The 25,810-nt window shown below is 32.7% G+C and carries 25 protein-coding genes; 4 read left to right on the top strand and 21 right to left on the bottom strand.

Going from position 1 to position 25,810, the window contains the following annotated elements:
* Positions 1-45: 45 nt before the first annotated feature.
* The 6 genes from ribB to tpx all read right to left on the bottom strand — a co-directional run bounded on the left by ribB (position 46) and on the right by tpx (position 7,308).
* Positions 46-1,206 (bottom strand): 3,4-dihydroxy-2-butanone-4-phosphate synthase, encoded by a 1,161-nt coding sequence (ribB, locus tag DFQ06_RS04020; protein WP_394345336.1) that lies wholly within the window; start codon positions 1,204-1,206, stop codon positions 46-48.
* A 15-nt stretch (positions 1,207-1,221) separates the two neighbouring features.
* Positions 1,222-3,186, bottom strand: coding sequence for an LptF/LptG family permease (locus DFQ06_RS04015; protein ID WP_081959086.1), 1,965 nt, complete (start codon positions 3,184-3,186; stop codon positions 1,222-1,224).
* Between the two features lie 8 nt (positions 3,187-3,194).
* Positions 3,195-3,830: an outer membrane lipoprotein periplasmic chaperone LolA1 gene (locus DFQ06_RS04010; protein WP_042498836.1), complete on the bottom strand. Its 636-nt coding sequence runs from the start codon at positions 3,828-3,830 to the stop codon at positions 3,195-3,197.
* 12 nt (positions 3,831-3,842) lie between these two features.
* Positions 3,843-6,278: a DNA translocase FtsK gene (locus DFQ06_RS04005; RefSeq protein ID WP_133966144.1), complete on the bottom strand. Its 2,436-nt coding sequence runs from the start codon at positions 6,276-6,278 to the stop codon at positions 3,843-3,845.
* A 159-nt stretch (positions 6,279-6,437) separates the two neighbouring features.
* Entirely contained in the window at positions 6,438-6,809 is a 372-nt protein-coding gene (locus DFQ06_RS04000; RefSeq protein WP_042498714.1) for a diacylglycerol kinase, read from the bottom strand.
* Positions 6,802-7,308, bottom strand: coding sequence for a thiol peroxidase (gene tpx, locus DFQ06_RS03995; RefSeq protein ID WP_042498717.1), 507 nt, complete (start codon positions 7,306-7,308; stop codon positions 6,802-6,804). The genes DFQ06_RS04000 and tpx overlap by 8 nt, the downstream gene beginning before the upstream one ends.
* A 521-nt stretch (positions 7,309-7,829) precedes the next feature.
* Between tpx and katG the strand changes: the two genes are divergently transcribed.
* Positions 7,830-10,004, top strand: a complete 2,175-nt coding sequence (katG, locus tag DFQ06_RS03990) for a catalase/peroxidase HPI (protein WP_133966142.1) — start codon at positions 7,830-7,832, stop codon at positions 10,002-10,004.
* A gap of 68 nt (positions 10,005-10,072) precedes the next feature.
* Complete coding sequence (locus DFQ06_RS03985) at positions 10,073-10,546, top strand: ankyrin repeat domain-containing protein (RefSeq protein WP_133966140.1); 474 nt, start codon at positions 10,073-10,075, stop codon at positions 10,544-10,546.
* 108 nt (positions 10,547-10,654) lie between these two features.
* On the opposite strand, the gene DFQ06_RS03980 is transcribed toward DFQ06_RS03985, so the two are convergent.
* From DFQ06_RS03980 to nhaC, 12 genes are all read right to left on the bottom strand, one after another.
* Positions 10,655-11,878: an autotransporter outer membrane beta-barrel domain-containing protein gene (locus tag DFQ06_RS03980; RefSeq protein WP_133966138.1), complete on the bottom strand. Its 1,224-nt coding sequence runs from the start codon at positions 11,876-11,878 to the stop codon at positions 10,655-10,657.
* Between the two features lie 102 nt (positions 11,879-11,980).
* On the bottom strand, positions 11,981-12,757 hold the full coding sequence (locus DFQ06_RS03975) for a hypothetical protein (RefSeq protein ID WP_133966136.1): 777 nt from the start codon (positions 12,755-12,757) through the stop codon (positions 11,981-11,983).
* A 178-nt stretch (positions 12,758-12,935) separates the two neighbouring features.
* Positions 12,936-13,877 carry a hypothetical protein gene (locus DFQ06_RS03970; protein ID WP_133966134.1) on the bottom strand — a complete coding sequence of 314 codons (942 nt, stop codon included), beginning with the start codon at positions 13,875-13,877 and terminating at the stop codon, positions 12,936-12,938.
* Between the two features lie 73 nt (positions 13,878-13,950).
* On the bottom strand, positions 13,951-14,100 hold the full coding sequence (locus DFQ06_RS19350; protein ID WP_159140037.1) for a hypothetical protein: 150 nt from the start codon (positions 14,098-14,100) through the stop codon (positions 13,951-13,953).
* 248 nt (positions 14,101-14,348) lie between these two features.
* Positions 14,349-15,116: a T9SS type A sorting domain-containing protein gene (locus DFQ06_RS03965; RefSeq protein ID WP_133966132.1), complete on the bottom strand. Its 768-nt coding sequence runs from the start codon at positions 15,114-15,116 to the stop codon at positions 14,349-14,351.
* A 604-nt stretch (positions 15,117-15,720) separates the two neighbouring features.
* On the bottom strand, positions 15,721-16,086 hold the full coding sequence (locus DFQ06_RS03960; RefSeq protein WP_074936417.1) for a DUF6567 family protein: 366 nt from the start codon (positions 16,084-16,086) through the stop codon (positions 15,721-15,723).
* A gap of 243 nt (positions 16,087-16,329) precedes the next feature.
* Positions 16,330-17,355, bottom strand: a complete 1,026-nt coding sequence (locus DFQ06_RS03955) for an NAD-dependent epimerase/dehydratase family protein (RefSeq protein WP_133966128.1) — start codon at positions 17,353-17,355, stop codon at positions 16,330-16,332.
* 61 nt (positions 17,356-17,416) lie between these two features.
* Complete coding sequence (locus tag DFQ06_RS03950; protein WP_133966126.1) at positions 17,417-17,986, bottom strand: Crp/Fnr family transcriptional regulator; 570 nt, start codon at positions 17,984-17,986, stop codon at positions 17,417-17,419.
* A 174-nt stretch (positions 17,987-18,160) separates the two neighbouring features.
* Positions 18,161-18,418 carry a DUF6952 family protein gene (locus DFQ06_RS03945; protein WP_133966124.1) on the bottom strand — a complete coding sequence of 86 codons (258 nt, stop codon included), beginning with the start codon at positions 18,416-18,418 and terminating at the stop codon, positions 18,161-18,163.
* Between the two features lie 49 nt (positions 18,419-18,467).
* A complete protein-coding gene (locus DFQ06_RS03940) occupies positions 18,468-18,776 on the bottom strand; it encodes a thioredoxin family protein (protein WP_042503454.1) in 309 nt (102 codons plus the stop codon).
* A gap of 139 nt (positions 18,777-18,915) precedes the next feature.
* Positions 18,916-19,554 (bottom strand): peroxiredoxin, encoded by a 639-nt coding sequence (locus DFQ06_RS03935; RefSeq protein WP_042498751.1) that lies wholly within the window; start codon positions 19,552-19,554, stop codon positions 18,916-18,918.
* 141 nt (positions 19,555-19,695) lie between these two features.
* Positions 19,696-21,162 carry a Na+/H+ antiporter NhaC gene (gene nhaC / locus DFQ06_RS03930; protein ID WP_042503457.1) on the bottom strand — a complete coding sequence of 489 codons (1,467 nt, stop codon included), beginning with the start codon at positions 21,160-21,162 and terminating at the stop codon, positions 19,696-19,698.
* Between the two features lie 93 nt (positions 21,163-21,255).
* Here nhaC and DFQ06_RS03925 point away from each other — a divergent pair, with 93 nt between their 5' ends.
* Positions 21,256-22,278 (top strand): metal-dependent hydrolase, encoded by a 1,023-nt coding sequence (locus tag DFQ06_RS03925; RefSeq protein WP_133966122.1) that lies wholly within the window; start codon positions 21,256-21,258, stop codon positions 22,276-22,278.
* Here the strand turns inward: DFQ06_RS03925 and DFQ06_RS03920 are convergent.
* From DFQ06_RS03920 to smpB, 3 genes are read right to left on the bottom strand one after another with little or no spacing between them, the layout of a single operon-like run.
* Entirely contained in the window at positions 22,275-22,820 is a 546-nt protein-coding gene (locus tag DFQ06_RS03920; protein WP_042498756.1) for a pyridoxamine 5'-phosphate oxidase family protein, read from the bottom strand. The genes DFQ06_RS03925 and DFQ06_RS03920 overlap by 4 nt on opposite strands.
* Positions 22,821-22,837: 17 nt before the next feature.
* Positions 22,838-23,419 (bottom strand): hypothetical protein, encoded by a 582-nt coding sequence (locus DFQ06_RS03915; protein ID WP_042503463.1) that lies wholly within the window; start codon positions 23,417-23,419, stop codon positions 22,838-22,840.
* 6 nt (positions 23,420-23,425) lie between these two features.
* A complete protein-coding gene (gene smpB, locus DFQ06_RS03910; RefSeq protein WP_042498759.1) occupies positions 23,426-23,884 on the bottom strand; it encodes an SsrA-binding protein SmpB in 459 nt (152 codons plus the stop codon).
* A gap of 324 nt (positions 23,885-24,208) precedes the next feature.
* Here smpB and DFQ06_RS03905 point away from each other — a divergent pair, with 324 nt between their 5' ends.
* A complete protein-coding gene (locus tag DFQ06_RS03905) occupies positions 24,209-25,792 on the top strand; it encodes a S41 family peptidase (RefSeq protein WP_133966120.1) in 1,584 nt (527 codons plus the stop codon).
* Positions 25,793-25,810 lie beyond the last annotated feature (18 nt).

The following is a 25,810-nucleotide window of genomic DNA, read 5'->3' as shown; positions in this document are numbered from 1 at the left end:
AAATTTTAAATTTAAAGCCTTTTTTAATTCAATTAATTTGTGAAATTAATACTTCACATAATCAACAATCTCTAAACCATAACCAATTAAACCAACACGTTTGGTTTGTTCGGTATTAGAAATTAGGAGTAGTTTATGTATGTTTAAATCGTGTAATATTTGAGCACCAATTCCAAAATCACGGTTGTCCATATTTATTTTCGGAGCCTTAGTAACCGATTCACCATTTTGGTTATCTTTCAAAAAAGCTAATCGGCTTAAAATATTCATTGATTGCGATTCTTGATTTATAAAGATAATAGCACCTTTTCCTTCTTTATTAATAACATTAAACATGTTTTCTAGTTGCGCATCTACGTTGTTAGTAAGCGTTCCTAAAATATCGTTATTTATAAGTGTAGAGTTTATTCTGGTTGGTACCGCTTCACCATCCGTCCAAGAACCTTTAGTTAAAGCAATGTGTACTTGGTTATTTGTAGTTTGTTTGTAAGCTCGCAATCTATAACTTCCAAAACGTGTTTCAATTTCAAAATCTTCTTTTTTCTCAATTAAAGAGTCGTGTTGCATTCTGTAAGCCACTAAATCTTCAATAGAAACAATTTTAATATCGTGTTTTTTAGCAATTTCAAACAGTTGTGGTAAACGAGCCATGGTACCATCTTCGTTCATAATTTCCACAATAAAACCAGCGGGCTCCAAACCTGCTAAACGTGCAAAATCAATAGCAGCTTCAGTATGTCCGGTACGTCTTAAAACACCTCCTTCTTTAGCAACTAATGGAAAAATATGTCCTGGTCGTGCTAAGTCATGTGGTTTTGTATCTGGATCAATCAAAGCTTGTATCGTTTTAGAACGATCTCCTGCCGAAATACCAGTAGTTACTCCATTGCCACGTAAATCTACAGAAACTGTAAAGGCTGTCTCCATAGGGTCTGTGTTATTGCGTACCATCATACCTAAATCAAGTTCTTTACAACGAGTTTCTGTTAATGGGGCACAAATTAAACCACGACCATGGGTAGCCATAAAATTTATTACTTCTGGAGTTACTTTTTCTGCTGCAGCTAGAAAATCACCTTCGTTTTCTCTGTTTTCATCATCAACAACAATAATAACTTTTCCATTTCTAATGTCTTCAATAGCATCGTGAATGGTATTTAATTTAATATCTGGATTAGAAGCTTTGCTCATAGGTTCTGTAATCATTTTTTTTTAATAGTGTTACTTTAAAGAATCTAAACAAAAACGTTTTAAGTCTTCTTTTAATTTATCATTCAATAAAGGGTAGGTAATCATGTAAAGCGGTAATCCTAGAATAAGTAACCCTACGTTAGGACGTCTTGCTTTTTTGTTTATATAGTTGTAAAAACTATTCAAATTTAAAATAGATTTTAAATAGTAAATAGCATACAGCGCAAAGGATACAATGCTTAATTGTATAGAGGCTGTAGCGAGTGGTAATAATTTATTGTTTTTAAATACGAAGAAAAGGATAAGTAATACAGCACCTGTTCCATAAAGAAAAATAGCAAATTTACTATGGTCTTTATAATCTTTTACTATCTTTTCAGAGGCAACGTACTTACTATCAATCGTTATTTTATTGGCTTCTTGTAACTCTTTAATGCTATGTCCGCGTTCATTTAAAATATTGAGCGCTTCGTAGCGGCAGTTTTCATCATGACCTAAGGCTTCATAATTTTCAACTACATCAGCAAGTTCATCATTTTTATAGCCACCTAAGAATCTAAAATCTACGCTATCTTTTTCTTTTATTTTGAATAATTTTTTAAGCGGTTCCGTAATACTTCCTAAATCAAAAATGCCTTTATCTGCTGTAGCACGTTTAGTTAAATAAACACCTAATGGCAGCATAATAAGAGTAGAAAACCAACTTGCTAAAACAGGATTGAAGTCGCCGGTTTTGGCAGAGTTTGTAGCGAAAATACCAATAAAGTGATAACTTAAAAATAGTAAAATAGCAATTACCATTGGTAGACCAATACCACCTTTTCTAATTAACGCACCCAACGGAGCACCAACGAAGAAGAGGATAATACAAGCTATACCAAGAGCGAATTTTTCGTGAAACGAAATAATGTGTCTATTAAAATTGGTTTTAGCTATTTTATAAGTTTTAATTTTTTGACTAACAGTTTGCTGTGTACTAGCCGCACCTTTTAGGGTAAGCTCTACTAATTTTATTTTATCCGATGTTTCAAAAACATCTAGAATAGGACCAGTGTAAATGGTATCGATATCTTTTTTAGTATTTCTATAAACCTTATTAACGCTAGAGCGGTTCATTAAGTTTTTAGCAAGACCAGCATTTTCGTTTTTCTGCTTAACAATTAACGAGTCCATAGCCGTATTTAAATCTACAACATCAAGCATGCTGTATTTATCGGTTTGAGATTGCTCGTCCATATCGACCTCATTAAGGTTAGATAAATCGATATTTATAATATACTTTTCAAAAGTACTTTTTGCAAAAGGTTTTTTCTCTTTACTCTTTCTATTTTTAGTAGCGATATCACTGTAATAGTTTCCATCAAATAAAATTAGTTTTAAAACATTAGAGTCGGGCTCACTAGCCAACTCTCCAGTTTTCGACTTAATAGTTGTTGCATTTGTACGGCCGTCTGCTGCTTTTAAGTGGATAGTAACATCGTCTAAATATTGGTCACGATCACCATGCTTTTTGGTAAATTTAATGTTGTAGTTATCTACTTCGTTAAATTGACCTTCGGCAAGTAACATGGCTGGTTTCATTTTAGCAATATTACGTCGGAGATTATAAGAGTTAACTTCGGCCCATGGAATAACATTGTTCGCAAAGAAAAAGGTAAGAATACCAAGCCCTACAATAAAAACACTTAAACCAGACATGGCACGTTGCAATGAAATACCTGTAGATTTCATGGCGGCAAACTCGTAGTTTTCTGCAAAGCTACCAAACACCATTATAGATGAAAGTAAAATGGTAAGCGGTAATACCAATGGTATAAGCTTTGGCATAAAATAAACTAAGAACTTCAAAATTACACCTATTTCTAGGTCTTTACCTGCAAGTTCTTTAATGTATAGCCAAATGGTTTGTAAAACAAAAATCAGCATGAGTATAATAAACACGCTGAAAAAAGTTTTTAGGTAAGTTGTTAGTATGTAACGGTCTAATATTTTCAATGGAATACCTAATCTAGTTTATTGATATAATAGTCTGAATATTTATTCGCATCAAAGGTAAATAAGGTTTTCGATAAAGTCTCGTTTGTTTTAAAAGAATTTACAGTAAGAGTCGTTTTCGTATTATTTTTTCCAATTTGAATTAAATTGTAAATGTTTTTAGTTTTAGAATCTATACCTAATAAAATAGTTTTAATTTCAGAACTAGAATCAATAGGTGTTAATTTCACGTATTGAATTTTTCTACCATTCATGTTTTGCTCAATATCTAAAGCGTAAGTATAACCATCTTCGTAAAAAGATAACATTTTACTTGGCGTAATAGCATCATTCTCATCATCATTTTCTTCAGAGATCGTTACTTCTTCATCTTCTGGACTAATGCTGTACAATGTTTTACCATCGAATAAACGTGTGATACCTAAAATATTAAGTTTATAACGATCACCTTGCATAACAACGTCACCTTTAGTCACTTGTTTTAAATTTTCAGCAGTGTTTTCTAACACATACTTAAAATCGATTGAAATGTTATCGTAACTTTTTACTTTTTGAGAGACTTCATTCAACAGTGCTTTTCCTTTGTTTTGAGCAAAGGCGTTAACTGAAAGGGTAATTAATAAAAGTGCAATAATTTTCTTCATTTTCATTTTAAATTATATTTCATTTTCTAAATGCTGATCTAATGCTATTAAATCGGTTACTAACACTTGTCTGGCTTTACTACCTTCAAACGGGCCAACAATACCTGCGGCTTCTAATTGATCTATAATTCGGCCGGCACGATTGTATCCTAATTTCAATTTTCGTTGTAATAACGAAGCAGAACCTTGTTGTGCTGTAACGATAACTATAGCAGCATCTTTAAAGAGTTTATCTCTATCTGATATATCTATATCAAGACTTGTGCCACTTTCTTCACCAACAAATTCTGGTAATAGATAAGCCTCAGGATAAGCCTTTTGCGCACCAATAAAGTCTACTATTTTTTCAACTTCTGGTGTGTCTACAAAGGCACACTGTATTCTTATCATATCATTACCTTGCGTATAAAGCATATCTCCACGACCAATAAGTTGGTCGGCTCCTCCGGCATCTAAAATAGTACGCGAATCGATTTTACTAGATACTCTAAAGGCAATACGTGCTGGGAAATTCGCTTTAATAATACCCGTAATTACATTAACAGAAGGACGTTGCGTGGCAATAATTAAGTGAATACCAATGGCACGTGCTAACTGTGCTAATCGGGCAACTGGTGTTTCTACTTCTTTACCAGCCGTCATAATTAAATCGGCAAACTCATCAACAACCAAAACAATGTAAGGTAAGTATTGATGCCCATCATTAGGGTTTAGTTTTCTAGCTTTAAATTTAACGTTGTATTCTGCTATATTTCTACAAAGTGCATTTTTTAGCATTTCGTAACGGTTATCCATTTCTATACACAATGAGTTTAGCGTATGGATAACTTTAGTATTATCTGTAATAATAGCATCAGCTTCGTCTGGAAGTTTTGCTAAATAATGACGTTCAATTTTGTTGAAAAGTGTAAGCTCTACTTTTTTAGGATCTACTAAAACAAATTTAACTTCAGCAGGGTGCTTTTTATAAAGTAATGAGGTTAAAACGGCATTTAAACCAACCGATTTACCTTGCCCTGTTGCACCAGCCATAAGCAAGTGAGGCATTTTAGCTAAATCGACCACAAAGGTTTCATTACTAATAGTTTTACCTAAAGCAATAGGTAAGTGCATTTCTGAGGCCTGAAATTTCTTTGAAGCGATAACAGAACGCATAGAAACTATGGTTGAGTTTTTGTTTGGTACCTCAATACCAATAGTACCTTTACCAGGAATTGGAGCAATAATACGAATACCTAAAGCCGCTAAAGACAGTGCTATATCGTCTTCTAAATTTTTAATTTTAGAAATACGCACACCAGCTTCTGGTACAATTTCGTAAAGGGTTACTGTTGGTCCGATAGTCGCTTTAATACTCGCGATACCAATTTTATAATTATTTAAAGTTTCAACAATTTTGTTTTTGTTGCTTTCTAATTCTTCTTGATTAATGGTAATACCACCAGTATCATATTGTTTTAATAAATCTAAAGGAGGAAATTGATATTTACCAAGTTCTAGAGTAGGATCAAACTGTCCAAAATCTTCAACTAACTTATTGGCTAAATTGTCGGTTTCTGAAACTTCTTCAGCAACTTTAACCACTTTCATTTCTAAATCTTCCTCTTCAACTTCTTCTTCAGCAACTTTAACTACAAGAGGTGTTTTATCTTCAACTATAACTTTTTCAACCGTAATTTTTTCAATTTTAGATTTTACAGGAGCCTCTACAGGTTCTAGTGGTGCTTCAATTGGTTTTTCTTCCTCTTCAGAGATATTAAAAGCAGATTTGAAATCTTCGGCTTCTTCAGATAAATTATTATCTAAAGGCACGATAATATCTTCTTTCATATCCGATAACTCACTCTTTAGATTACTCTTAGCCGATTTAAATTGATTTGCAATACTTTCAAACGTCACTTTAAAACGAATAGCTAAATATGTAATTAAACCAAAAACGAGTAGGAGTACAACACCTATTTTACCAATATAATCTTGAAGGTAACTGTTAATTTCGAAACCTATTGTACCACCAAGAATAGCGTTTTTATTTCCGAAAAACCCTAAAAGAATAGACGACCAAATAATAATTAATACACCCCAAAACCAATGTCTTCTTAGTTTCTCTTTATTGATGTTCATTAAAACATACACACCAGATAGGCACATAAGGCCGGCAAATATAAAAGAAGGCAAGCCAAAACCACGTTGAATAAAGAAATCGCTTAACCATGCACCAGATTTACTTAACCAGTTTTCTGTTTCTATGTCGCGATCTGCAAAATGAGATAAGCTACTTTGGTCTGTTTCTCCTGTAAAAAAGAATGATATAAATGAAATAGCTAGGCTTATGCCAAGCGTAATTAAAAAGCTGCCTAATACTAGTTTTTGTTGATTAGACAATTTAAAACTAGGTAGTTCTACTTTTTTACGAGGTGCTTTTTTAGGTTTAGTTTTACTTTTCGCCATTAATGCGTTTAGATTTCATGATTGAGGTCTTGAAGCGAGTTCAAAGATGTCATTATATTTATAACGACACAAAAATACAAATTACTAACGTTAACGAAACTATATTTCAAAAAATTGCAGAGCAAACTTTTAATTAACTCAATTTTAAAAGAGGATTGTCTAGAAAATTTTAGGAATATAAATAATAAGGCCGATAATAGAGGTGAAGATTGCTGCAATAAATACAGCTCCGGCCGCAATATCTTTTATTAAACCTATTTTTTCGTGATGTTCTGGATGAATAAAATCGGCAATAGCTTCAATGGCCGTATTAACACCTTCGGCACACATTACTAAAGCAATGGCCAATAGTTGAATAAGCCACTCGGTAGTAGATATATTGTAGTAAAACCCAGCAATAGTCACGATAACGCCGAGTGTAAATTGAATTTTAATGCTGGCTTCGGTTTTAAGGAGCAATACTGCACCCTTAAAAGCAAAGCCAACACTTTTTAATCTATTTACTAAAAAAGATTCCTTTTTGTTACGCATCTAAAAGAGCTTCTAAAGCAGCTTTGTAGTTAGGCTCTTCTGTAGTTTCTGCAACTTGTTCTGTGTATAAAACAGTTCCTTTTTCATCTAAAACAACAACGCTTCTAGAGTGTAAACCTTCTAATGGGCCATCGATAAAATCTAAACCGTAAGCTTTACCAAAGTCTCCTGTTTTAAAATCAGACAAACTCACAACATCATTTAAACCTTCTGCACCACAAAAACGCGCATTAGCAAATGGTAAATCGCGAGATACACATAATACTTTAGTGTTTTCTAGTTCGCTAGCTTCACGGTTAAATTCGCGAACAGATGTTGCGCAAGTACCTGTATCTACACTAGGGAATATGTTTAAAACTACTTTGCTACCAGCAAAATCGCTTAATTTTTTTGTTGATAAATCATTTGCTGTTAAAGCAAAATCAGGTGCTTTTGTTCCTTTTGCAGGAAGATTTCCTGATGTATGTATTGCACCACCTTTTAATGTTACTGTTGCCATTATTTTATGTTTTATTAATTGTGTTGTAAAATTAAGAATAATAAGATGTTTAAACTATTTGTTTAATCTTTTTTTAATACTTATGCCTGAGATTAAATCACTACAAATCAAATAAATGTATATGGCTAAGCGTTAATAAAGTGTTAAAGCGTAAATAATTCTAAACCAATTACGACTAAGCTCCGTAGATGTAGGAGAAAGTATATAATTGGGGCTTTAGGAAAGCAATATTTATAACACCTTTAAAATAAAAGGAATACAGAATCGATTTAATTAATACTATAATATTACGATTATCTTAATTTACTAGGGATTTATTAAGATTATATGGGAAAGCTGCTTCAAACTGAAGCGGCTTTTTTTGTTCCCTAAGTTAGGTTTGCGTAAATTTAGGGACAGATAACTCGGCTAGATATAAAAATTACTTATGATAAAATAAAAACAATCAATTTTATTTATCGTTTTTAAGTTTAGTAATAGAGTAATTTTATCAAAAATTAAAACGTAAAAATTTATATCATATGGATCATAACAACGGCGGTGACATGGGCAAATGTCCTTTTATGCAAGGCGCAATTACTACAACCGAAAAAACAGTAACAGATTGGTGGCCAAACACACTTAATCTAGACATTTTACACCAACAGGATACAAAAACAAATCCGTTAGGTGCAGATTTTGATTACCAAGAAGAACTGAAAAAATTAGATGTAGACGCTTTAAAGAAGGATGTACACGATTTTATGACAGATAGCCAAGATTGGTGGCCTGCAGATTGGGGGCACTATGGTGGTTTAATGATTAGAATGGCATGGCACGCAGCAGGTTCATATAGATTAGCAGATGGTCGTGGCGGCGGTGGTACAGGTAACCAACGTTTTGCACCTTTAAACTCTTGGCCAGATAATGCCAGTTTAGATAAAGCGAGACGTTTACTTTGGCCAATTAAGAAAAAATATGGTAATACAGTAAGTTGGGCCGATCTTATTATTTTGGCAGGAACTATTGCTTACGAAAGCATGGGATTAAAAACCTATGGTTTTGCCTTTGGTCGTCAAGATATTTGGCATCCAGAAAAAGATGTGTATTGGGGAGCAGAAAAACAATGGTTAGCACCAAGTGACGAGCGTTACTCAGATGTAGATCATCCGGATACTATGGAAAATCCATTAGCAGCCGTACAAATGGGATTAATTTATGTTAACCCAGAAGGTGTAAACGGTAAACCAGATCCATTAAAAACGGCTCTACAAGTTAGAGAAACGTTTAAGCGTATGGCCATGAACGATGAGGAAACAGTGGCTTTAACAGCTGGTGGACATACCGTTGGAAAAACACACGGAAATGGAGATGCTAGTATTTTAGGTCCAGACCCAGAAAGTGCAGATGTAGAAGAGCAAGGTTTAGGTTGGTCTAACCCAACAAAATCTGGTAAAGGTAGATATACGGTTACTAGTGGTTTAGAAGGTGCTTGGACTACAAACCCAACAAAATGGGATAATGGCTTTTTCGAAATGTTATTTAACCACGATTGGGAACTACGTAAAAGTCCAGCAGGAGCACACCAATGGGAACCTATAAACATTAAGGAAGAAGATATGCCTGTAGATGTTGAGGATATGACGACTAAGCATAACCCAATGATGACAGATGCTGATATGGCCATGAAAATGGATCCTATATATAAAGAAATTTCATTGCGATTTAAAAATGATTTTGATGCCTTTTCTGATGCTTTTGCACGTGCTTGGTTTAAATTAACACACCGTGACATGGGACCAAAAGATCGTTGGTTTGGACCAGATGTACCACAAGAAGAGTTAATTTGGCAAGATCCAATTCCAAAAGGAAATTACGATTATAATGTTGAAGCTGTAAAAGCTAAAATCGCTGCTACAGGTTTAAGTATTTCAGAATTAGTATCTACCGCTTGGGATAGTGCAAGAACCTTTAGAGGATCGGATTTTAGAGGTGGAGCAAACGGAGCACGTATTCGTTTAGAGCCACAAAAAAACTGGGCAGGTAACGAGCCAGCGCAATTACAAAACGTATTGTCTGTTTTAGAACCTATTGCTGCAGAATTTGGTATTAGCATTGCAGATACTATTGTTTTAGCTGGTAATGTTGGTGTAGAAAAAGCCATTAGAAAAGCCGGTATGGTTGTAGATGTTCCTTTTGCACCAGGTAGAGGCGATGCATCGCAAGCGATGACAGATGTAGAATCTTTTGAGTCTATGGAGCCGCTTGCAGATGGTTACAGAAACTGGCAGAAAAAAGAGTATGTGGTTAGCCCAGAAGAAATGTTGCTAGATAAAACACAATTACTTGGCCTAACAGCTGCAGAAATGACGGTTTTAGTAGGAGGTATGCGTGTTATGGGAACCAACTATGGTGGAACTAAACATGGTGTGTTTACAGAAAATGAAGGCGCTTTAACAAACGATTTCTTTGTAAACTTAACGGATATGATTTTCGAATGGAAATCACTTAACAACGGTATTTACGAAATTAAAAATCGTAAAACTGGCGAAGTTAAATTTACCGCAACTCGTGTAGATCTAGTATTTGGTTCAAATTCTATTTTGCGCGCTTACGCGGAAGTTTACGCTCAAGACGATAGCAAGGAAAGGTTTGTAAAAGACTTTGTATCTGCTTGGACGAAAGTGATGAACGCAGATCGTTTCGATATAAAATAATAACATTAAACATAGATTTTAGAGGAATGGTTTTTATAGCCATTCCTTTTTTTATAAAAAAAATCCAAATGAAAGACATTAATAACTTATTTGAAAGTATAAAAAACAGAGATATTTTAACTCTAAAAAACTTACTATCAGAAAATCCTAAATTAGCCGAAGCTACAGACGAGCGTGGCTTTACACCATTAATTTTAGCGACTTATTTTGATAACGAAGCTGCAACAAAAACATTGGTAGAACACAAAGCACCTATTAACGCTAAAGATGCCTCAGGAAACACGGCCTTAATTGGTGTGAGTTTTAAAGGCAACGTCGCCTTTGCTAAATATTTAATTGAAAACGGCGCCGATTTAAACGAAGTGAATACCAACGGAACCACAGCTTTAACCTTTGCTACACAATACAATAAAATAGACAGTGTTAAGTTGCTTTTAGAACATAACGCTGATAAAACCATAAAAGATAACTCAGGAAAAACAGCTTTAGCTTACGCTGAAGAAAAGAAGTTTACCGAAATTGTTGCGCTTTTGAAACAATAGAAGTAGAGATCAATTATAATGAAAACGGAGATTAAAACGTGCTTGTAATAAGGCTGGTTTTAATCTCCGTTTTTTTGTAGAAATTTTTTTCTTTTTATGAGGATACTTTTAGAATAAAGAATATCCTAATATTACAGAGAAGGTCTTATAGTTTGAATCGTAATAAACATAATCCGATAAAATTTCTCTATCTGGTTGAAAACGAAATTGTAAGCTGTATTTATCATTGTACTTGTAACCAATACCTAAACCTATATTAGGATATGCATTAATATCTAAGTTGCTTAATTCAGTATTGTCTCCTCTTTTAAATGTAACTGAAGAGCTTGAACTAAAATCAAAAATATAAGAGATATCAACAAAAATCTTAGAATTATCATTGATAAAAAAATAATGCCTTAAACTTAATGGCACTTCAATGGAAGTATAATCTACATTAGCTATTAACACACCTCCAGAAACGATACTGCTTTCAGAAGTTTGTTCGTTTTTGTAGCTTTGGAATGTAGGTTCTAGAGTAATAGCCCATTTATTTTTATTAAAAGGAAGAATAAACTCAGCTTCTAAACCTAATCCAAACCCTGTTTTATTATCAAAATCGGCATCTTGCGGATTGTTAGAATCTTGACGAATTGATAATGATGTGCTATTTACTCGCGGTCTAATCGTTAAATTAAATAGATTACCAATTCGCTTTTGTTGAAAATTAGTTAATTCACTATTGTGGCATTCACTGTATTCAGTAAAAAATCGGACTAAGTCATTTTTCTTATAACTTACATTTTCAATTTTACTCATTTTAAAATCCGGACAAGGTAAATCAACCCATAATTGTTGTCTAAATCTATTATTTTTATGGATTTTATCATCTGGAGATTTATAACTTTTGAATATTAATTGGCTAATATCAGATGTTTCTGTGCTGTAAAAATAACGTTTCAAGTTACCTTCAATATATTCATATAAGCTAGCCTTACCTTCAATTAATACTTTTAAAAAATGTTCTTCCTCATTAAAAGTAGGGGCTTTATCTTTACTTAAATTACTAACGCTCTCGCTAGATCTATCCATACTTACTGTCTTCTTTATATATTTTGAAGATGTACCAATAGCAAATTCTTTAATTGTTTTTATGGTGGCTATTTTAGATTCGCCAGTTTCTATTAGTTTATATTCAAATTCGGTTGGGTTATTTTTTCTGTCGGTATCCTTAATTAAACAATTAACCTTTTGATTGGCGTTGTCAATATAATAGCCTTTTTCAAAAGAAATTTGAGAATAAGAGCTAAAACTTAAAATGGTTACTAAAAGAAATAAAAGTTGTTTTTTCATTGTTATTAATTGGTTTATAGATAAATTATTGGAGATTATGGTTGATAATGAATTTTTAAATTTTGTACTCAAATCTAATATTTGTTCTTAAATGCAATGTGTTTATTTCATTAATTCTATTTGAAATTCTGCCGCATTAAAAGCCATTTTTAAACCTAGTATGCTAGGTTCTTGTGGATGTTCTGCAAATAGTTCATTCAAGTATTTAGCTTGTTTCACCACGCTACTACTATCTCTTAAATACATGTGATACTTTAACAGAACCAAATTAGCCAATATTTTGTCCGAAATATTTAAGTTCTTTTCTTTTAGAATATCATCAATCGTACTTTTTATTTTTCCGTCGTTTTCTGGTAATTCATCCAATAAATAAGCTTGGGCTAAATTAGGCTTAGGTTTAGCTGAATAATCACTCTTATCAGACATGTTTAGTCTGTAAGTCATTTTATTACCATTTAGAAAATACCATCGCGTATAAGAATCATTGGCGATGTCTATTTCTTTTTCAAATAGTTGTTCTCTTGTATTCCAGTTTGTATATGCCACTAAAATCTCATGGCCATCGTCTGTTTTAAGAATAGCCATTTTTATTAAATAACTTCTATCTCCTGGTTTTTCAATCTCAATTTTCAAAGGCGTGTCTGCTGAAACATACGTTTTTATAGCTTTCAATATAGACAAAACATCTTTTGTGCTTGCCATTGGAAACAAATTCTCTCGTAAAAATAAATCAATATAGAGATAGTGCGTTAAATAGAAATCATCGGCTTTTAGATAGTTAGCTTCATCAAGTTGATCCGATTTTATTATAATTTTTTCAGATTGAGTATATCCAAAACTAGTTATGAAAATTGTGGCTATTAATAATATTTTATGCATGTTTTTAGTTTGTAATTTTTAGAGGGAGAATTTAATTTTTATAAAATTAGATTGAATTAAGTCTTTTACAAATTATAAATCAATACTATTTTTTGATGGTTTTTAGAGAAGGGCTTGAGCTAAAAATTAGTGGGGTTTTACTTGTTTTTTAGCACAGTACTTTGTTGGGCTTAGTTTTTTATAACCAACTTTTTAATAAATCAATTATGTATGGATAAAGAAATACTCCTGGAATCACGAACAGAATAAATTTCATATATCGTTTATATATTTTTAATTTGTTTTTATCTCTACCAACTCCTATTATCGTTTTAGGCTTAAAAATTCCTATAAGGCAAAAAACTAAAGTAATAATAGCTCCTCTTTTTGCAGTTTTATTTATTTTTATTTCCTCTTGAATATCAGTTGGTATATATCCAGAATTAATTTTGAGTAATAAATCTATCGCTTCTGTTTGATTCTTTTCGTTTACTCCTGTTTTAATTATTGTAGCTATTTTGTCTTTATAAATTTCTTTTGTGTTAGGCTTATATGTCGAGAATATATTTAGTGCTAATATGAAGCATAAAATACCGCTGAACATAGCTAATGGGAAAGCCAATTTTAACCATAAACTTTGTATAGTAAGAGGTTTGTATTTATCTACCCAATTCTCAAGCTGGTAGTTTATTTCATCCTCAATTTCTGATTTAGTTGATTTTACTTCGTACTCTAACTCTCCGTCATATCTTTGTTTTGCATTGAAAGAAAACCTATTTGTTCTGCCATATTCAATATCTATGCTTAACTCTTTTGGGCTGAAACTTTTAATTTTTGGGTCAACTAAAAGTTCTTTTACAGTATTGTCTTTTAGTTTAGATTCATCCTTTGAAATTAACGTAATGTCTTTTCTAATAGAATCAAATGAGTATTTAACCGCATATTTTCTTGCCTCATCTAAGCTCTCACGTTTTTTGTCTTCAAAATCTTTCAATGCAATAGATTCAATAATCTCATTTCGAGACTTTTTAAGTTCATCATTCGCAAATTCTACAATTTCATCAAGTTCCTCTAAAGCTTTTATGTCTAAGAACCAAGGTCCAGTAAATGTTCGTTTTGAAGGATTGTATAGTTTTCCCATTTTATGTTTTTCAAATTAAGCCCAACTATTATATATACTCAGTTCTATTAATCATATCCAGCTTATAACAACACTAAAAGCAAGAACCTGCAATAGGTTTTTCAATGCAATTTCCTGCGCCAAAACAAACGGTTTCAGTTTCGCAACCGCCTTCTTCTTCGGTGCAAGAAGTAAAGCTTAAGGAAATTGTTGCTACGAGTATAATGCGTTTTAATATCTTCATCTGTTTCATTTTATGTTTTCTTCATATTTCAAAAACATAAGCAACGAATTTACTTTGTTTCTGTAAAAGAATCAATACGTATAACTGCGTATTTTTCTTTAACGGTGAGCAAATTACAAAAGTTTGTTTAGTCAACTTTACGGAAAACCGTAATTGTAGAATAAAAGCATAAAAGAAGCCCTAAATAGGGCTTCTTTTTTATTTGTAAGTACTAAAAATGTACTATTACTAATGTGTTTAAGCAATAGTTATTCTTTAATAATTTTCAATGCTTTTGCATTTTCTGTTTTCAAGATATAGATTCCGTTAGTTAAGTTTCTAAGATCTATTTGTTCTTTTTCTTGTATAGAACCGTTTAAAACGCTTTCACCAAGTATATTGTAAATGGTATAATTTTCTTTTACTTTAAATCCTGAAATTTCCATAAAATCGGTAGATGGATTTGGATAGGCGGTTATTGTATTTGAATTATTTTCTAGTTGATTTGTAGATAATGTTGATTTATCAAAAATAGAAACGTTATCAATTAATACTTGCGCGCCAGCATCTCCACGTGAGTATATAAAAGCTTGAACATTTTCTGTATCGGTAGCTGTATATTCAAATTCTCCTTTTTTCCACTCTGTTGTAGATGAGTCTGTATAGGGATTAGTTAACAAAGTAGTTGGAAAAGCACCTGGAGTATGAGATAAATTAAATTCAACCTGAGTTAAATTACCAGAAACAGCTTTGTAATAAAAAGTACAAACATAAGTTGTACCAGAAATGAATGACATATTATCTGTATTTATATAGTTTAAGGTTCTACCTGCGTCAATTTCTAATTGTAAACTTGCGGTTCCATTTTGAAAATCGGCACTTTTTTCCCAAATTCCATTAAAATATCTAGTCCAATCATCTGGGTTTGTATCAAACGAATCCCAATTCTCCATATCTCCATTAGGAACAAGGTTTGTTTGCGCATTGATGTTTAATGTTGCAATAAATAAAAATAGAATAAGTAGTTTTTTCTTCATAATTGTTTTGTTTTGAGTGTTTTAAATTATATTGTTTGATTACCTCTGTTCCTTAAACCTTCTTATAAAACAAATGCTGTTATGTTTTATGCTGTTTTTAGGACTTAAAAGTGATAGCAAGTAAATATTTATATATGAAATTACGTAGTTTTAATTGTTAAATGTAGGATATAATGTCATTGTTTTACTGTTCGTCGATAAATATTGTTTTTTTGTGTTTTAGGAATAAAATGTTGGGTATTTAATTTTAGATGTTTTTTTAGTTGTTTTTCTGGCTGTAAATTCGAAGAACATGTTCTTTATAATAACTTAAATGGAAGAGTAGGATTGTTTAATTACGGTAAAAAAAGTATAGTGATTTAATTTGTTATATATCGATAAATTTATGCTAACCTTAAATTGGAGAAGAGTAGGTGTTATATTTTTTTATATTTAATTTTTGAATCAGATTGTAGTCTTATTTCTGAAAATAAATCGATGTATAAAGTTGCTCATTTTTGTTTTACACGTAGTTGTTATTTAAAACAGAAACGCCTTAAAATATTAATTTTAAGACGTTTTATGCTAAGATTTAGGAATGTAGTAAAATATAATTTTTTTTTAACTATTCTGTAAACTCAATAACTTGTGCTGAAACAGTAACGAGTTTTCTACCGAAAAAAGGAAAACTTGATCCTTTAATTTCAACTGTTTCATTGATAACTGCTTTTGCTCCTCCTTCAAGATTTGCATTTTGAAGCATCTCGGCTTTTGCTTCTGTTATTAACGCCTTTTTAGATAAACCACCAATACCAAAAATATAGGTTACGCTCGCGTCTCCGCTAACGCTATTTATTACTTTAAAGTTCTTTTTTGATAAAACAACTTGAGTGGAATGATTGTTAACATTGGATGTTAGTCCATAATGTCCTGCACAACTGGTAAGTGAAATTGTTCCAACGAGAGTGATAATAATTGATAATTTTTTAATCATTTTGATAAATTTAGGGTGCCTACTTCTGTTTTAAGTCTGTTTTCGACTTATTCCGACTTTATTTTTAATTCTGATTTTATTTGATTTTACACTATAAGGTTTGAGTTTTCCTTTAACACCACGCAAATTATAACAGTCCAACCAATCAAATTTACGGGTATCCGTAATTGGAGAATAAAAGGCCTAAAAAAAGCCCAAAAAATTGAGCTTTGTGTAGTTTGTCGATATTGAAATGCATTATTAAGCGTTCCAATCTTCTTTTATATATCGAAGGGCTTCTTCCAAAACTTGTTTAGATCGTTTTGGGTTAAAACCTAAAACACTTTTAGAAGCACTAATATCATAATCTTGTTTTAAGCCATAAAACATATCGAGATAATGCCTTTGGAGTAAAGGTTCTTTTCCTGTTATTTTACTACTAAATCCCATAAGTCCAGCAACGGCGTATAATAAACATTTTGGAACTGTTTTGGGTGTTTTTAGTTTTAATTCGGGATACAAATTAGCGGCAATTTTCACGCTGTCTTGCAAAGTGGTGTGTGTAGGATTGGATAGAATGTAACGGGTTTGATTTTCACCTTTCAGCATGGCTTGGTAAGCGCCAAAGGCGACATCTTTAACATCGACCCAGTTTAAGGTTACATTGGTATCTACAGGAATTTCGCCTTTTAGAATTTGATGCACCAAATGGTTAGAATAACTTAATTTGTGAGCATGGCTGCCAATCATGGCGGATGGTAAAATGAGTACGGTTCTAATACCGTATTTTTGGCCTAATTTTAAGGCTAATTTATCGGAATCGTTTTTAGAATTGTAATACCAATTTCTACGGTCTTTGTTATAACCATTATTAACGTTTGCGGGTAAGGTGGTAAAATCTAAAGAGGCTACCGAACTTACGTAAACAATATGTTTTATACCGCAGGCTTTCGCAACGTCGAACAGGTTTTGGGTGCCTTTTAGGTTGTTGTCGTAAATTTCTGTTTTAGGATTTTTGGCCCACATGCTAAAGTTTGCCGCTACGGCGTATAAGTGGGTTACATTTTTAAATGCTTTTTTTAGCGAGGCTGTATCTAAAAGGTCGGCCTGTACAACATCGCAATCTAGCCCCTCAAAAGGAGCAGAGTTATTGATATCTCTAACCGTAGTTCTAACATTTTGATTTTTAGATAGTAGTAAACGGATTAAATTATTGCCTAAATGGCCGTTTCCGCCTGTAACTAATGCAATATCTTTACTTGTGTTTTCAATGTTATCTTTGCTCATGTTTTTATTTTTTTGTTTGAGCAAAGGTCTGTGCTTATTGATGTTTTAAAAATAACATTTGTTAGAAAGTGATTTGTTTTCTAATACGACTTAGCGATTGTGGCTCCATGCCTAAAAAAGATGCTATATTATCTATAGAAACGTTTAAAGCTAGGTTTGGGTGTTGTTTTATAAACTTCTCATAACGTTGTTTTGCTGTTAATATCTGAAAATCTTTAACGCGTTCGAGTTTACAATTTAAATGTTCGTTTGTAACGGTTTTTATAAAATCGCTCCAAAAGCTAGATTGTGTCTGTAATAGGTTATAATCGGGTTTTGAAATTTTTAATAGTTTGCAATCGGTAATGGTTTCATAGTAATCTGGAGCAGGCGTTTCACTCATAAAACTATCTAATGAGGTAAAAAAATCTTGTTCTGGTACTAAATGCTGTACTACAATTTTGCCATCTAGGTTTTGATACCCTTTTACAATGCCTTCACTTAAAAAATAAACATAGCGTTCTACTTTTCCGGCTTCTAATAGTTTGGTTTGTGCAGGTACGTGCTCGGTAATAAAATAATGTTGAACTAAACGAGTATCTTCGTCAGTTAAAGTAAATCGCGATTGAATATAGTTTAGCAAATTTTTCATGATTGTGCTTTGGATAGGGCGGACGTTAGAAAATGGATTATTTAGACGCCGTTATTATTTCCGAAAAGACGAAGATAATCCAAATTGATTTAAAGGCAAGTTCCCGTTAAACAAAAAAAAACCACTCTGTTTCACAAAGTGGTTTTAAAATAAATACAAATTTTTCTTTTTCAATTATTTGTCGATAGAACCCAACACGCGTTGCATAAAACTGTTTACAGCTTCTTTTTTTGGCATGCCTTCTTTTATCATTTTATTCACTTCAATGGCGCCGTACATATTAGAAATAAGTTCGCCAATAACATCTAATTCTTCATCTTTTAGAGAAGAAACTTCGGTTAAAGCTTCAAGTGTTTCAATAGTTTCAACAACGTAATCTTCGTCGTTTTCTTCAATAAATTGTGTTAAATGTTTTATTACTGGTAATTTCATTTTTATATGGTATTAATCACGCTTTCGCGGAAAGGTCTTCTACTTTGTATTATATTACTTCGCTAACTAATTCTTTTAAAACATCGAATTTGTTAGTTTGTACTTGCTTAACTAATTTGCCGCCTTTAAAGGTTGCAAACGTTGGTAAATTATCAACCGTAGCTAGTTTTCTAGATTCAGGAAACTTTTCAGCATCAACTATAACAAAAGATACACCTTCGTTTTCTGTTGCTAATTTTTTAAATTTAGGTTTCATAATTCTACAATTTCCACACCATGTGGCAGAATATTGAACAATTACTGTATCATTACTCGAAACGATTTCACCTAAATTATCTTGGTCTAATTCATTTATCATAACTATATTTTTTTTTGGAGTGTGTTATTTAAAACAATCTAAAAGCTGAAAGAAATAGCTATTGCTGTTTTAAATAGAATTTTGAAGGCCTGCCTAAATAAATATGAGAGACAAACAGGCCTTAAAATTATTTTTTTAACTAGTTAGCTGCTAAGTATGCTGCAGTTCCTTTTGCATTTGGAGCCATAGCTTCTTTTCCTTCTTCCCAGTTTGCAGGACAAACTTCACCTTTTTCTTGTACGTGAGTTAAAGCATCTACTAAACGGATGTATTCACCAACATTTCTACCTAAAGGCATGTTGTTAATACTTTCGTGTTGTACAACACCATCTTCGTCAATAATGTAAGTTGCTCTGTAAGTTACGTTATCACCTTCAACTTGTACAGTTCCAGTTTCTTCATCAAACGTTTCGTTAGTGATATCTAAAATACCTAAGATGTTTGATAAGTTTCTGTTACTATCTGCTAAAATTGGGTAAGTTACACCTTCAATTCCACCGTTATCTTTAGCTTGGCTTAACCATGCAAAGTGTACTTCTGGAGTATCGCAAGATGCACCAATAACAATAGTGTTACGTTTTTCGAATTCTGGTAAAGCCGCTTGAAATGCGTGTAATTCTGTTGGGCATACAAAAGTAAAATCTTTTGGGTACCAAAATAAAACTACTTTTTTCTTGTTGTTAACTGCTTCTTCAAGAACGTTTACTTTAAAAGTATCGCCCATATCGTTCATTGCGTCAACGTTTAAATCTGGAAATTTTTTTCCTACTAATGCCATGTGTTTATGTTTTTATTTGTTAATTGTTTTCTGGGTACAAATATAAAACACATTTAAGGTTTTTAGTAAAATCCGAAATTTTAATTTCTTATTACAGAATAGTTTTTGTCTATGGAATTAAAATTTATTGATAATTTAATTCTATTTAGAGGCGAGTTGTCTAATTTTAATATTTAAAGCCGCAAACAGGAGTGTAGTAAACGGACTTAACCAGTTGAATATAGCATATACAAAGTACTCTGATATGCCGACACCCAAAACCCCAGATTGATAAGCTCCACAGGTATTCCAAGGGATAAGTACCGAAGTTACCGTACCAGAATCTTCTAAGGTTCTACTTAAATTTTCAGGGGCTAAACCACGATCTTCATAAGCTTTTTTAAACATTTTACCAGGAATTACAATAGCTAAATATTGATCGGATGCTATAATGTTTAAGCCTAAACAGCTAATTACTGTACTAGCAAATAAACCAAATACAGAGGTGGCTATAGATAGTAACCCTTTTGTTATTCTAGCCAAGGCACCAATGCCATCCATAATACCACCAAAAATCATGGCACAAGTAATTAAATAGATGGTCCAAAGCATACCTTTCATGCCACCAGCAGAAAAGAGCTCGTTTAGTTTTTCATTATCGGTAGTAATTTGTGTATCGGTTAAAATAGAGGTTGTAATTGTAGAGATTTTAGAATCTCCTAAACCATTAAGAATTTCTGGTTGAAAAACAAATGCAAAAACAGCCGCTAATAAAACACCCGTTACTAAAGCAATAAGGGGTTTTGTTTTTAAGAGAATTAAAGCAATTACAGTAACTGGTACTAAAAACAACCAAGGTGTAATATTAAATGTACTCGCTATAGTGACCAATAAACTTGAAACATCGGCACTTCCGGTAGTATCAACAGATAAACTTAAAATAGCAAAAACAACTAGGGTAATTATTATGGTAGGTATGGTGGTAAGCGTCATATACCTAATATGTGTAAATAAATCTGTTCCAGCCATGGCAGGAGCAAGGTTAGTGGTATCACTTAATGGTGACATTTTATCTCCAAAATAAGCACCAGAAATTACAGCACCAGCAATCATTCCAGGAGGAATTCCTAAAGCGGTACCAATACCAACTAGAGCAATACCAACGGTAGCCGATGTGGTCCAAGAACTTCCTGTTGCAATAGAGATTACGGCAGCAATAATAACAGATGCTGGTAAAAATATACTTGGGCTTAGCACTTGCAAACCATAATAAACCATAGCAGGAATTACGCCACTAACAAGCCATGTACCAGCTAAAGCTCCAACTAAAAACAAGATCATAATCGGTATAAAAACACTTTTTAGGTTGGCCCAAACTTCGGTAACCATGCGGTTAACAGATACTTTGTTGTAAAAACCAACTACGGCTGCAATGGCACCACCAATAAGTAAAATAAATTGATTAGAATATTCTCCAAACCATTCGCCATCCTTATAAGTGATGTTGTAAAATAATAAACCCATTAGAAGAATTACAGGAATTAAAGCTTCCCAAATATTCAATTCTGAGTTTTCAATAATTGTTTCATGGTCTGCTTTTATCTCAGAAATATTCTTGTCGTCGTGCATGCTATCAATTTTGTACCGTAATGTTACGATTTTAGTTGAATGTATGCAAATAGAAATACTTGCTTACTTTTGCCATTCAATTCAAAAAATATTATGGATTCATTAACTCAAATCGTTTTAGGTGCTGCATGTGGCGAAGCTGTGTTAGGCAAGAAAATAGGCAATAAAGCGCTGTTATTTGGTGCAATAGGCGGCACGATTCCCGATTTGGATGTTATTGTGGGTGGCATAATTCATCAAAATAAAATTGATGCGATGTTATTTCACCGCGGGTTTATGCACTCCATTTTATTTTCTGTTTTGGCGGCTTTTTTCTTCGGCTGGTTGGTTTTCAAGTTCTATAATACCAAAAAACGTATAGATACAACAAGCCAAAGTGATTGGGTAGGTTTGTTTTTCTGGTCGCTTTTAACGCATCCCATATTAGATTGTTTTACACCTTATGGTACGCAATTGTTCGCACCATTTAGTAATTATAGAGTAGCTTTTAATAATATTGCTGTGCTCGATCCGTTGTATACCGTTCCTTTTTTAGTATGTATTATTGTCTTAATGTTTTTTAAACGCACATCAGTAAAAAGAAGCATTTGGCTAAAATGGGGTATAGGGATCAGTTCGGTTTATATGCTTTTTACGGTGGTTAATAAATTGTATATCGATTCAGTTTTTAGAAGTTCTTTGGCAGAAAAAGAAATAGAATATTACCGTTACAGTTCTAACCCCGCACTTTTAAACAATATATTATGGTATGGCATTGCCGAAACAAAAAAGGGTTATTTTATCGCTAATTATTCACTTTTAGACACTAAAAGTAGCTTTATTAATTTTGTGGAATTGCCAAAACAACGCGATTTAAAACCAGAAGCTTATCAAGATATAAAAGATCTAGCTTGGTTTAGTAATGGTTATTATAGTGTGTATAAAATGGAGGACAATAATTATCAATATAACGATTTGCGTTATCCGTTATTAGATGACAAAGATCCGAACTCTTCAGTATTTAAAATGAAACTTTTTAAAGAAGGCGGCCGCCTAAACATGATACCTTTTGAGCCAGAATCGAGAGATTTTAAAGCAGCTATCGCGAATCTGTGGGAACGTACAAAAGGAATTTAATCTTCTAAAATTTTGGTATCAAAACCATCAATACTTTGGGTGTTGTTTTCTTTCCAGTAGTTTTCAATACGGGCTTTGCCTTGTTTTTCCGACCAAGAATTTAGCATACCACGTTCTTCTTTAAAATCCATAAAAGGAATAGAGTAGCCGCAAGATGTTTGTACAGATTCTATATCCATAACAATAATTTGTCTAGAGCCTGTATTTCTTTCAAACAAACCAATATGCTCCTGGTATTCCGCATCGCGTTCATGGTAGGTTATTGCACTACCATAAAGGCGTAAAATCAAAGGTTTACCTTCAAAAGCACAAAACATAATAGTCATTCGGTTTTTTTGCAGTAGGTGAGCAGCTGTTTCGTTGCCACTACCTGTTAAGTTCAACCAAACTATTTTATTAGGCGATAAAACCCTAAGTGAATCATGTCCTTTTGGTGAAATATTTATGCGTCCATCACTAGCCGCTGTACCAACAAAAAAGATATGTTGGGCTTTAATAAAATCTTCAATTTCTGGAGTTATACTCGGTTTAAAATCACTCATTTAAATGGTGTAAGAAATTAATCTAAATATTTAGAAGGAATCGGGTTTAACCAAGTTTCCTGAGTCCAGTACATATTCAAAATCCACCAACGCTCGCCATCATTCAGTAATTGTATACTGTTAATGCCTCGCATTTCAGAGTCTTCTTTATTTTCATCTTCCGTATTATAGGTTTTATAACTACTAAAAACATGCGCCATACGGCCATACTCTTCTGTTTTTCTGCGCATTTCTTTTTTTACAAAACCATTAGATGTAATCCATTTACTAGAACTTTTTACATAATCTGCAGCACCCATAAATTTCACCTGAAACTCTCTATCATTATTTCTTCCTGCTGTAATTAATTTTGCATCTGGGTGAAACAAAAGTTTAAAAAGTTTCCAATCACGTTCTTCATTCTTTTTCCCCGAAACCACATCATAAAGTGTATTAACCACATTATTTACGGTTGCATAATTTTCCGAGTAGTCAATTGGCTCTACAGCTTTTTCTTTGCCGGTTTCCTTTCCCTTTTCTTGTCCTTTTTTAGGCCCTTTTTGCGCCTGAGCGGTAATAGAAATTGCAGTTAAAAAAAGTATAAAAACGTATTTCTTCATGGTTGCTTATTTGTAAATTTTCTTAATTCGATCTAAGTTTCGTTTATTATCACGATCTTTTATAGTTTCACGTTTATCATATAGTTTTTTACCTTTAGCCAAAGCAATAACTAATTTAGCGTAACCTTTTTCGTTAATAAATAAACGCAACGGAATTATAGTTAAACCTGTATTTTGCACTTCTTTATGCAATTTTTTTAATTCCTTTCGGTTTAGCAGCAATTTTCGTTCCGCTTTTGGCTTATGGTTATAATAATTCCCATAGATATATTCCTCAACCGTCATATTTATCACAAAAAGTTCGCCAGCCTCGTTAAACTCGCAAAAACTTTCGGCAATAGATGCTCTACTACTTCTAATCGACTTAATTTCAGTACCCGAAAGTACAATTCCTGCGGTGTACTTATCTAAAATCTCGTATAGAAAGCGCGCCTTTTTGTTCTGTATGTTTATCTTATTTTGCATGACCAACAAAATTACAAAAATTATTATGGCATTCCCTTTTTTAAAGCTAGAAGATTTTCGAAAAATAAAATCTTTTAACTTTAAAAAACGTCGGGCTATACGCTACAAGTCCTCGTGCCACCAATTACCATTGGCATCACTGTGGGCTTTTCACTGCTATCCCTAATGCGAGCGCCAAGGGTCTGGATTTCAATAAGTACTGTGGCCTCAGTGCAACATTTTACAATTTTAAAAAACACGCTAATCATAGCGTTTTCTTAAAATAGAGACGTCTATCAAAAAAATAAATTACATTTACAACACTAAAATTATTGTCCGGTATACATGCGTAAATTCACCATATTTCTAATCTCATTTAGTTTCTGTATTTCATGCGTAAGCGTTAAAAAACATAATGCACAAATAGAAGCATTACACACACCAGAGAGCTTGCATATGGATATAGATCGAGTTTATAATCAATTAAAAAAGCACCATCCAAATCTATATCAATATACCTCTAAAACCGATTTAGACTTTAAATTCGACAGCCTAAAAAGAGCCATAAACTCACCAATTAATTCGCGAGATTTTTATAAAAAATTAGCACCAGTAGTAGCGCAGGTAAAGCAAGGGCACGTATCTTTAGGGTCGGCATATACAGAGTATACAAGAAAAGAGCTTAAAGCATTAAAAAAGAAAAAGTTTGAGTTTTACGATCTCGATTTCGAATATTTAGACCATAAACTTTGGGTTATAGAAACTAGAGGTAAAGATTCCTCTTTAGTAGGAGCAGAAGTGCTTAAACTAGAAAACGAAAATGTATCCGATTTAATAACTGGGTTTAAATCACGTTTTGCTTCCGATGGTTATAATCAAACTTTACAAAACAGATTGGTAGGCCGAAATTTTTCAACATTTTATTTTAAAGAGAAAGGTTTTATCGATATTTTACAAGTACAGTTCAAACTAAATGATTCTGTGTTTATAAAAACACTAAAGCGTATTGATAAAAAAGAAAAAACTAAAGAAAACGATTCCATTGCTCCAGAGCCAAAACCTATAATAAAATTAAGTAAAGCGAAAAAAAAACAAAATAGAATTGCAGAAAGAAATAAGCGCAAAAAGCATAGAGAGTTAGGTTTTATAGCTAAAAGTAAAGAGTACACACGTAATTTTAGTTTTATTGGTAAAGACAGCGCCACGGCTTACATTAAAATTAGAGGCTTTAATAATGGTAACTATCGTAAGTTTTATAAAAAAAGTTTTAAAAGATTAGATTCTGCTAAAACTAAAAACTTGGTACTGGATTTAAGAGATAATGGAGGCGGGCGCATAGCCGAAATAAACTATTTATATAGCTATCTAGCGAAAACAAAATACCAATTTATGGCGCCTGCCGAAGTAAATAGACGTTTATCATTTTTTCCTGCGTTTATGAATAACACCTCTTCGGTTGCTACTAAAATATTTATGGGTATTGCATCACCTTTTATAGCGGTAGACAATCTTTTAAAAACAAAAAAGCAAGATGGAAAGCTCTATTATAGATTTCCATATTCCAAAGAAAAAGAGCCTAGAGAACAAAATTACAAAGGTAAGTTGTACGTATTAACAAATGGAAACTCGTTTTCTGCATCGGCTTTAATTTCTACACATTTAAAAGCAACTAAAAGAGCTGTTTTTATTGGTGAAGAAACAGGTGGCGCTTATAATGGTTGTGTTGCAGGTTTGTATAAAATTTATCAATTACCAGAAACTAGGTTAAAAATTAGAATGGGCCTGATGCAAATAGAAGCACCGTTTAAACAAAATCCTGATGGTTTTGGTGTTAAACCTAATATTGAAATAACACCAACTATTTCCGATAGACTTTCAGGAAACGATCCAGAACTCGAATGGGTTTTATCAAATATTTCTAAAAATTAAAAATATTTGGCAATGTAT

Source organism: Algibacter lectus (genome assembly GCF_004368925.1).
GTDB classification, from domain to species: domain Bacteria; phylum Bacteroidota; class Bacteroidia; order Flavobacteriales; family Flavobacteriaceae; genus Algibacter; species Algibacter lectus.
The sequence above is the reverse complement of the archived record's forward strand: the minus strand, read 5'-3'. Positions and strand labels throughout refer to the sequence as shown.

Bases quoted from the DNA above. Each gene is read 5' to 3' on its own strand.
- DFQ06_RS03945 (WP_133966124.1), bottom strand. From the start codon at position 18,418: ATGAAATTACCAGTAATAAAACATTTAACACAATTTATTGAAGAAAAC.
- DFQ06_RS03970 (WP_133966134.1), bottom strand. From the start codon at position 13,877: ATGGGAAAACTATACAATCCTTCAAAACGAACATTTACTGGACCTTGG.
- DFQ06_RS03985 (WP_133966140.1), top strand. From the start codon at position 10,073: ATGAAAGACATTAATAACTTATTTGAAAGTATAAAAAACAGAGATATT.
- DFQ06_RS03920 (WP_042498756.1), bottom strand. From the start codon at position 22,820: ATGAGTGATTTTAAACCGAGTATAACTCCAGAAATTGAAGATTTTATT.
- nhaC (WP_042503457.1), bottom strand. From the start codon at position 21,162: ATGCACGACGACAAGAATATTTCTGAGATAAAAGCAGACCATGAAACA.
- ribB (WP_394345336.1), bottom strand. From the start codon at position 1,206: ATGATTACAGAACCTATGAGCAAAGCTTCTAATCCAGATATTAAATTA.
- DFQ06_RS03905 (WP_133966120.1), top strand. From the start codon at position 24,209: ATGCGTAAATTCACCATATTTCTAATCTCATTTAGTTTCTGTATTTCA.
- DFQ06_RS03965 (WP_133966132.1), bottom strand. From the start codon at position 15,116: ATGAAGAAAAAACTACTTATTCTATTTTTATTTATTGCAACATTAAAC.
- DFQ06_RS03935 (WP_042498751.1), bottom strand. From the start codon at position 19,554: ATGGCATTAGTAGGAAAAAAATTTCCAGATTTAAACGTTGACGCAATG.
- DFQ06_RS03955 (WP_133966128.1), bottom strand. From the start codon at position 17,355: ATGAGCAAAGATAACATTGAAAACACAAGTAAAGATATTGCATTAGTT.
- smpB (WP_042498759.1), bottom strand. From the start codon at position 23,884: ATGCAAAATAAGATAAACATACAGAACAAAAAGGCGCGCTTTCTATAC.
- DFQ06_RS03950 (WP_133966126.1), bottom strand. From the start codon at position 17,986: ATGAAAAATTTGCTAAACTATATTCAATCGCGATTTACTTTAACTGAC.
- DFQ06_RS19350 (WP_159140037.1), bottom strand. From the start codon at position 14,100: ATGAAGATATTAAAACGCATTATACTCGTAGCAACAATTTCCTTAAGC.
- DFQ06_RS03915 (WP_042503463.1), bottom strand. From the start codon at position 23,419: ATGAAGAAATACGTTTTTATACTTTTTTTAACTGCAATTTCTATTACC.
- DFQ06_RS04010 (WP_042498836.1), bottom strand. From the start codon at position 3,830: ATGAAGAAAATTATTGCACTTTTATTAATTACCCTTTCAGTTAACGCC.
- DFQ06_RS04000 (WP_042498714.1), bottom strand. From the start codon at position 6,809: ATGCGTAACAAAAAGGAATCTTTTTTAGTAAATAGATTAAAAAGTGTT.
- DFQ06_RS03980 (WP_133966138.1), bottom strand. From the start codon at position 11,878: ATGAAAAAACAACTTTTATTTCTTTTAGTAACCATTTTAAGTTTTAGC.
- DFQ06_RS04005 (WP_133966144.1), bottom strand. From the start codon at position 6,278: ATGGCGAAAAGTAAAACTAAACCTAAAAAAGCACCTCGTAAAAAAGTA.
- DFQ06_RS03940 (WP_042503454.1), bottom strand. From the start codon at position 18,776: ATGATAAATGAATTAGACCAAGATAATTTAGGTGAAATCGTTTCGAGT.
- katG (WP_133966142.1), top strand. From the start codon at position 7,830: ATGGATCATAACAACGGCGGTGACATGGGCAAATGTCCTTTTATGCAA.
- DFQ06_RS03975 (WP_133966136.1), bottom strand. From the start codon at position 12,757: ATGCATAAAATATTATTAATAGCCACAATTTTCATAACTAGTTTTGGA.
- DFQ06_RS03925 (WP_133966122.1), top strand. From the start codon at position 21,256: ATGGATTCATTAACTCAAATCGTTTTAGGTGCTGCATGTGGCGAAGCT.
- tpx (WP_042498717.1), bottom strand. From the start codon at position 7,308: ATGGCAACAGTAACATTAAAAGGTGGTGCAATACATACATCAGGAAAT.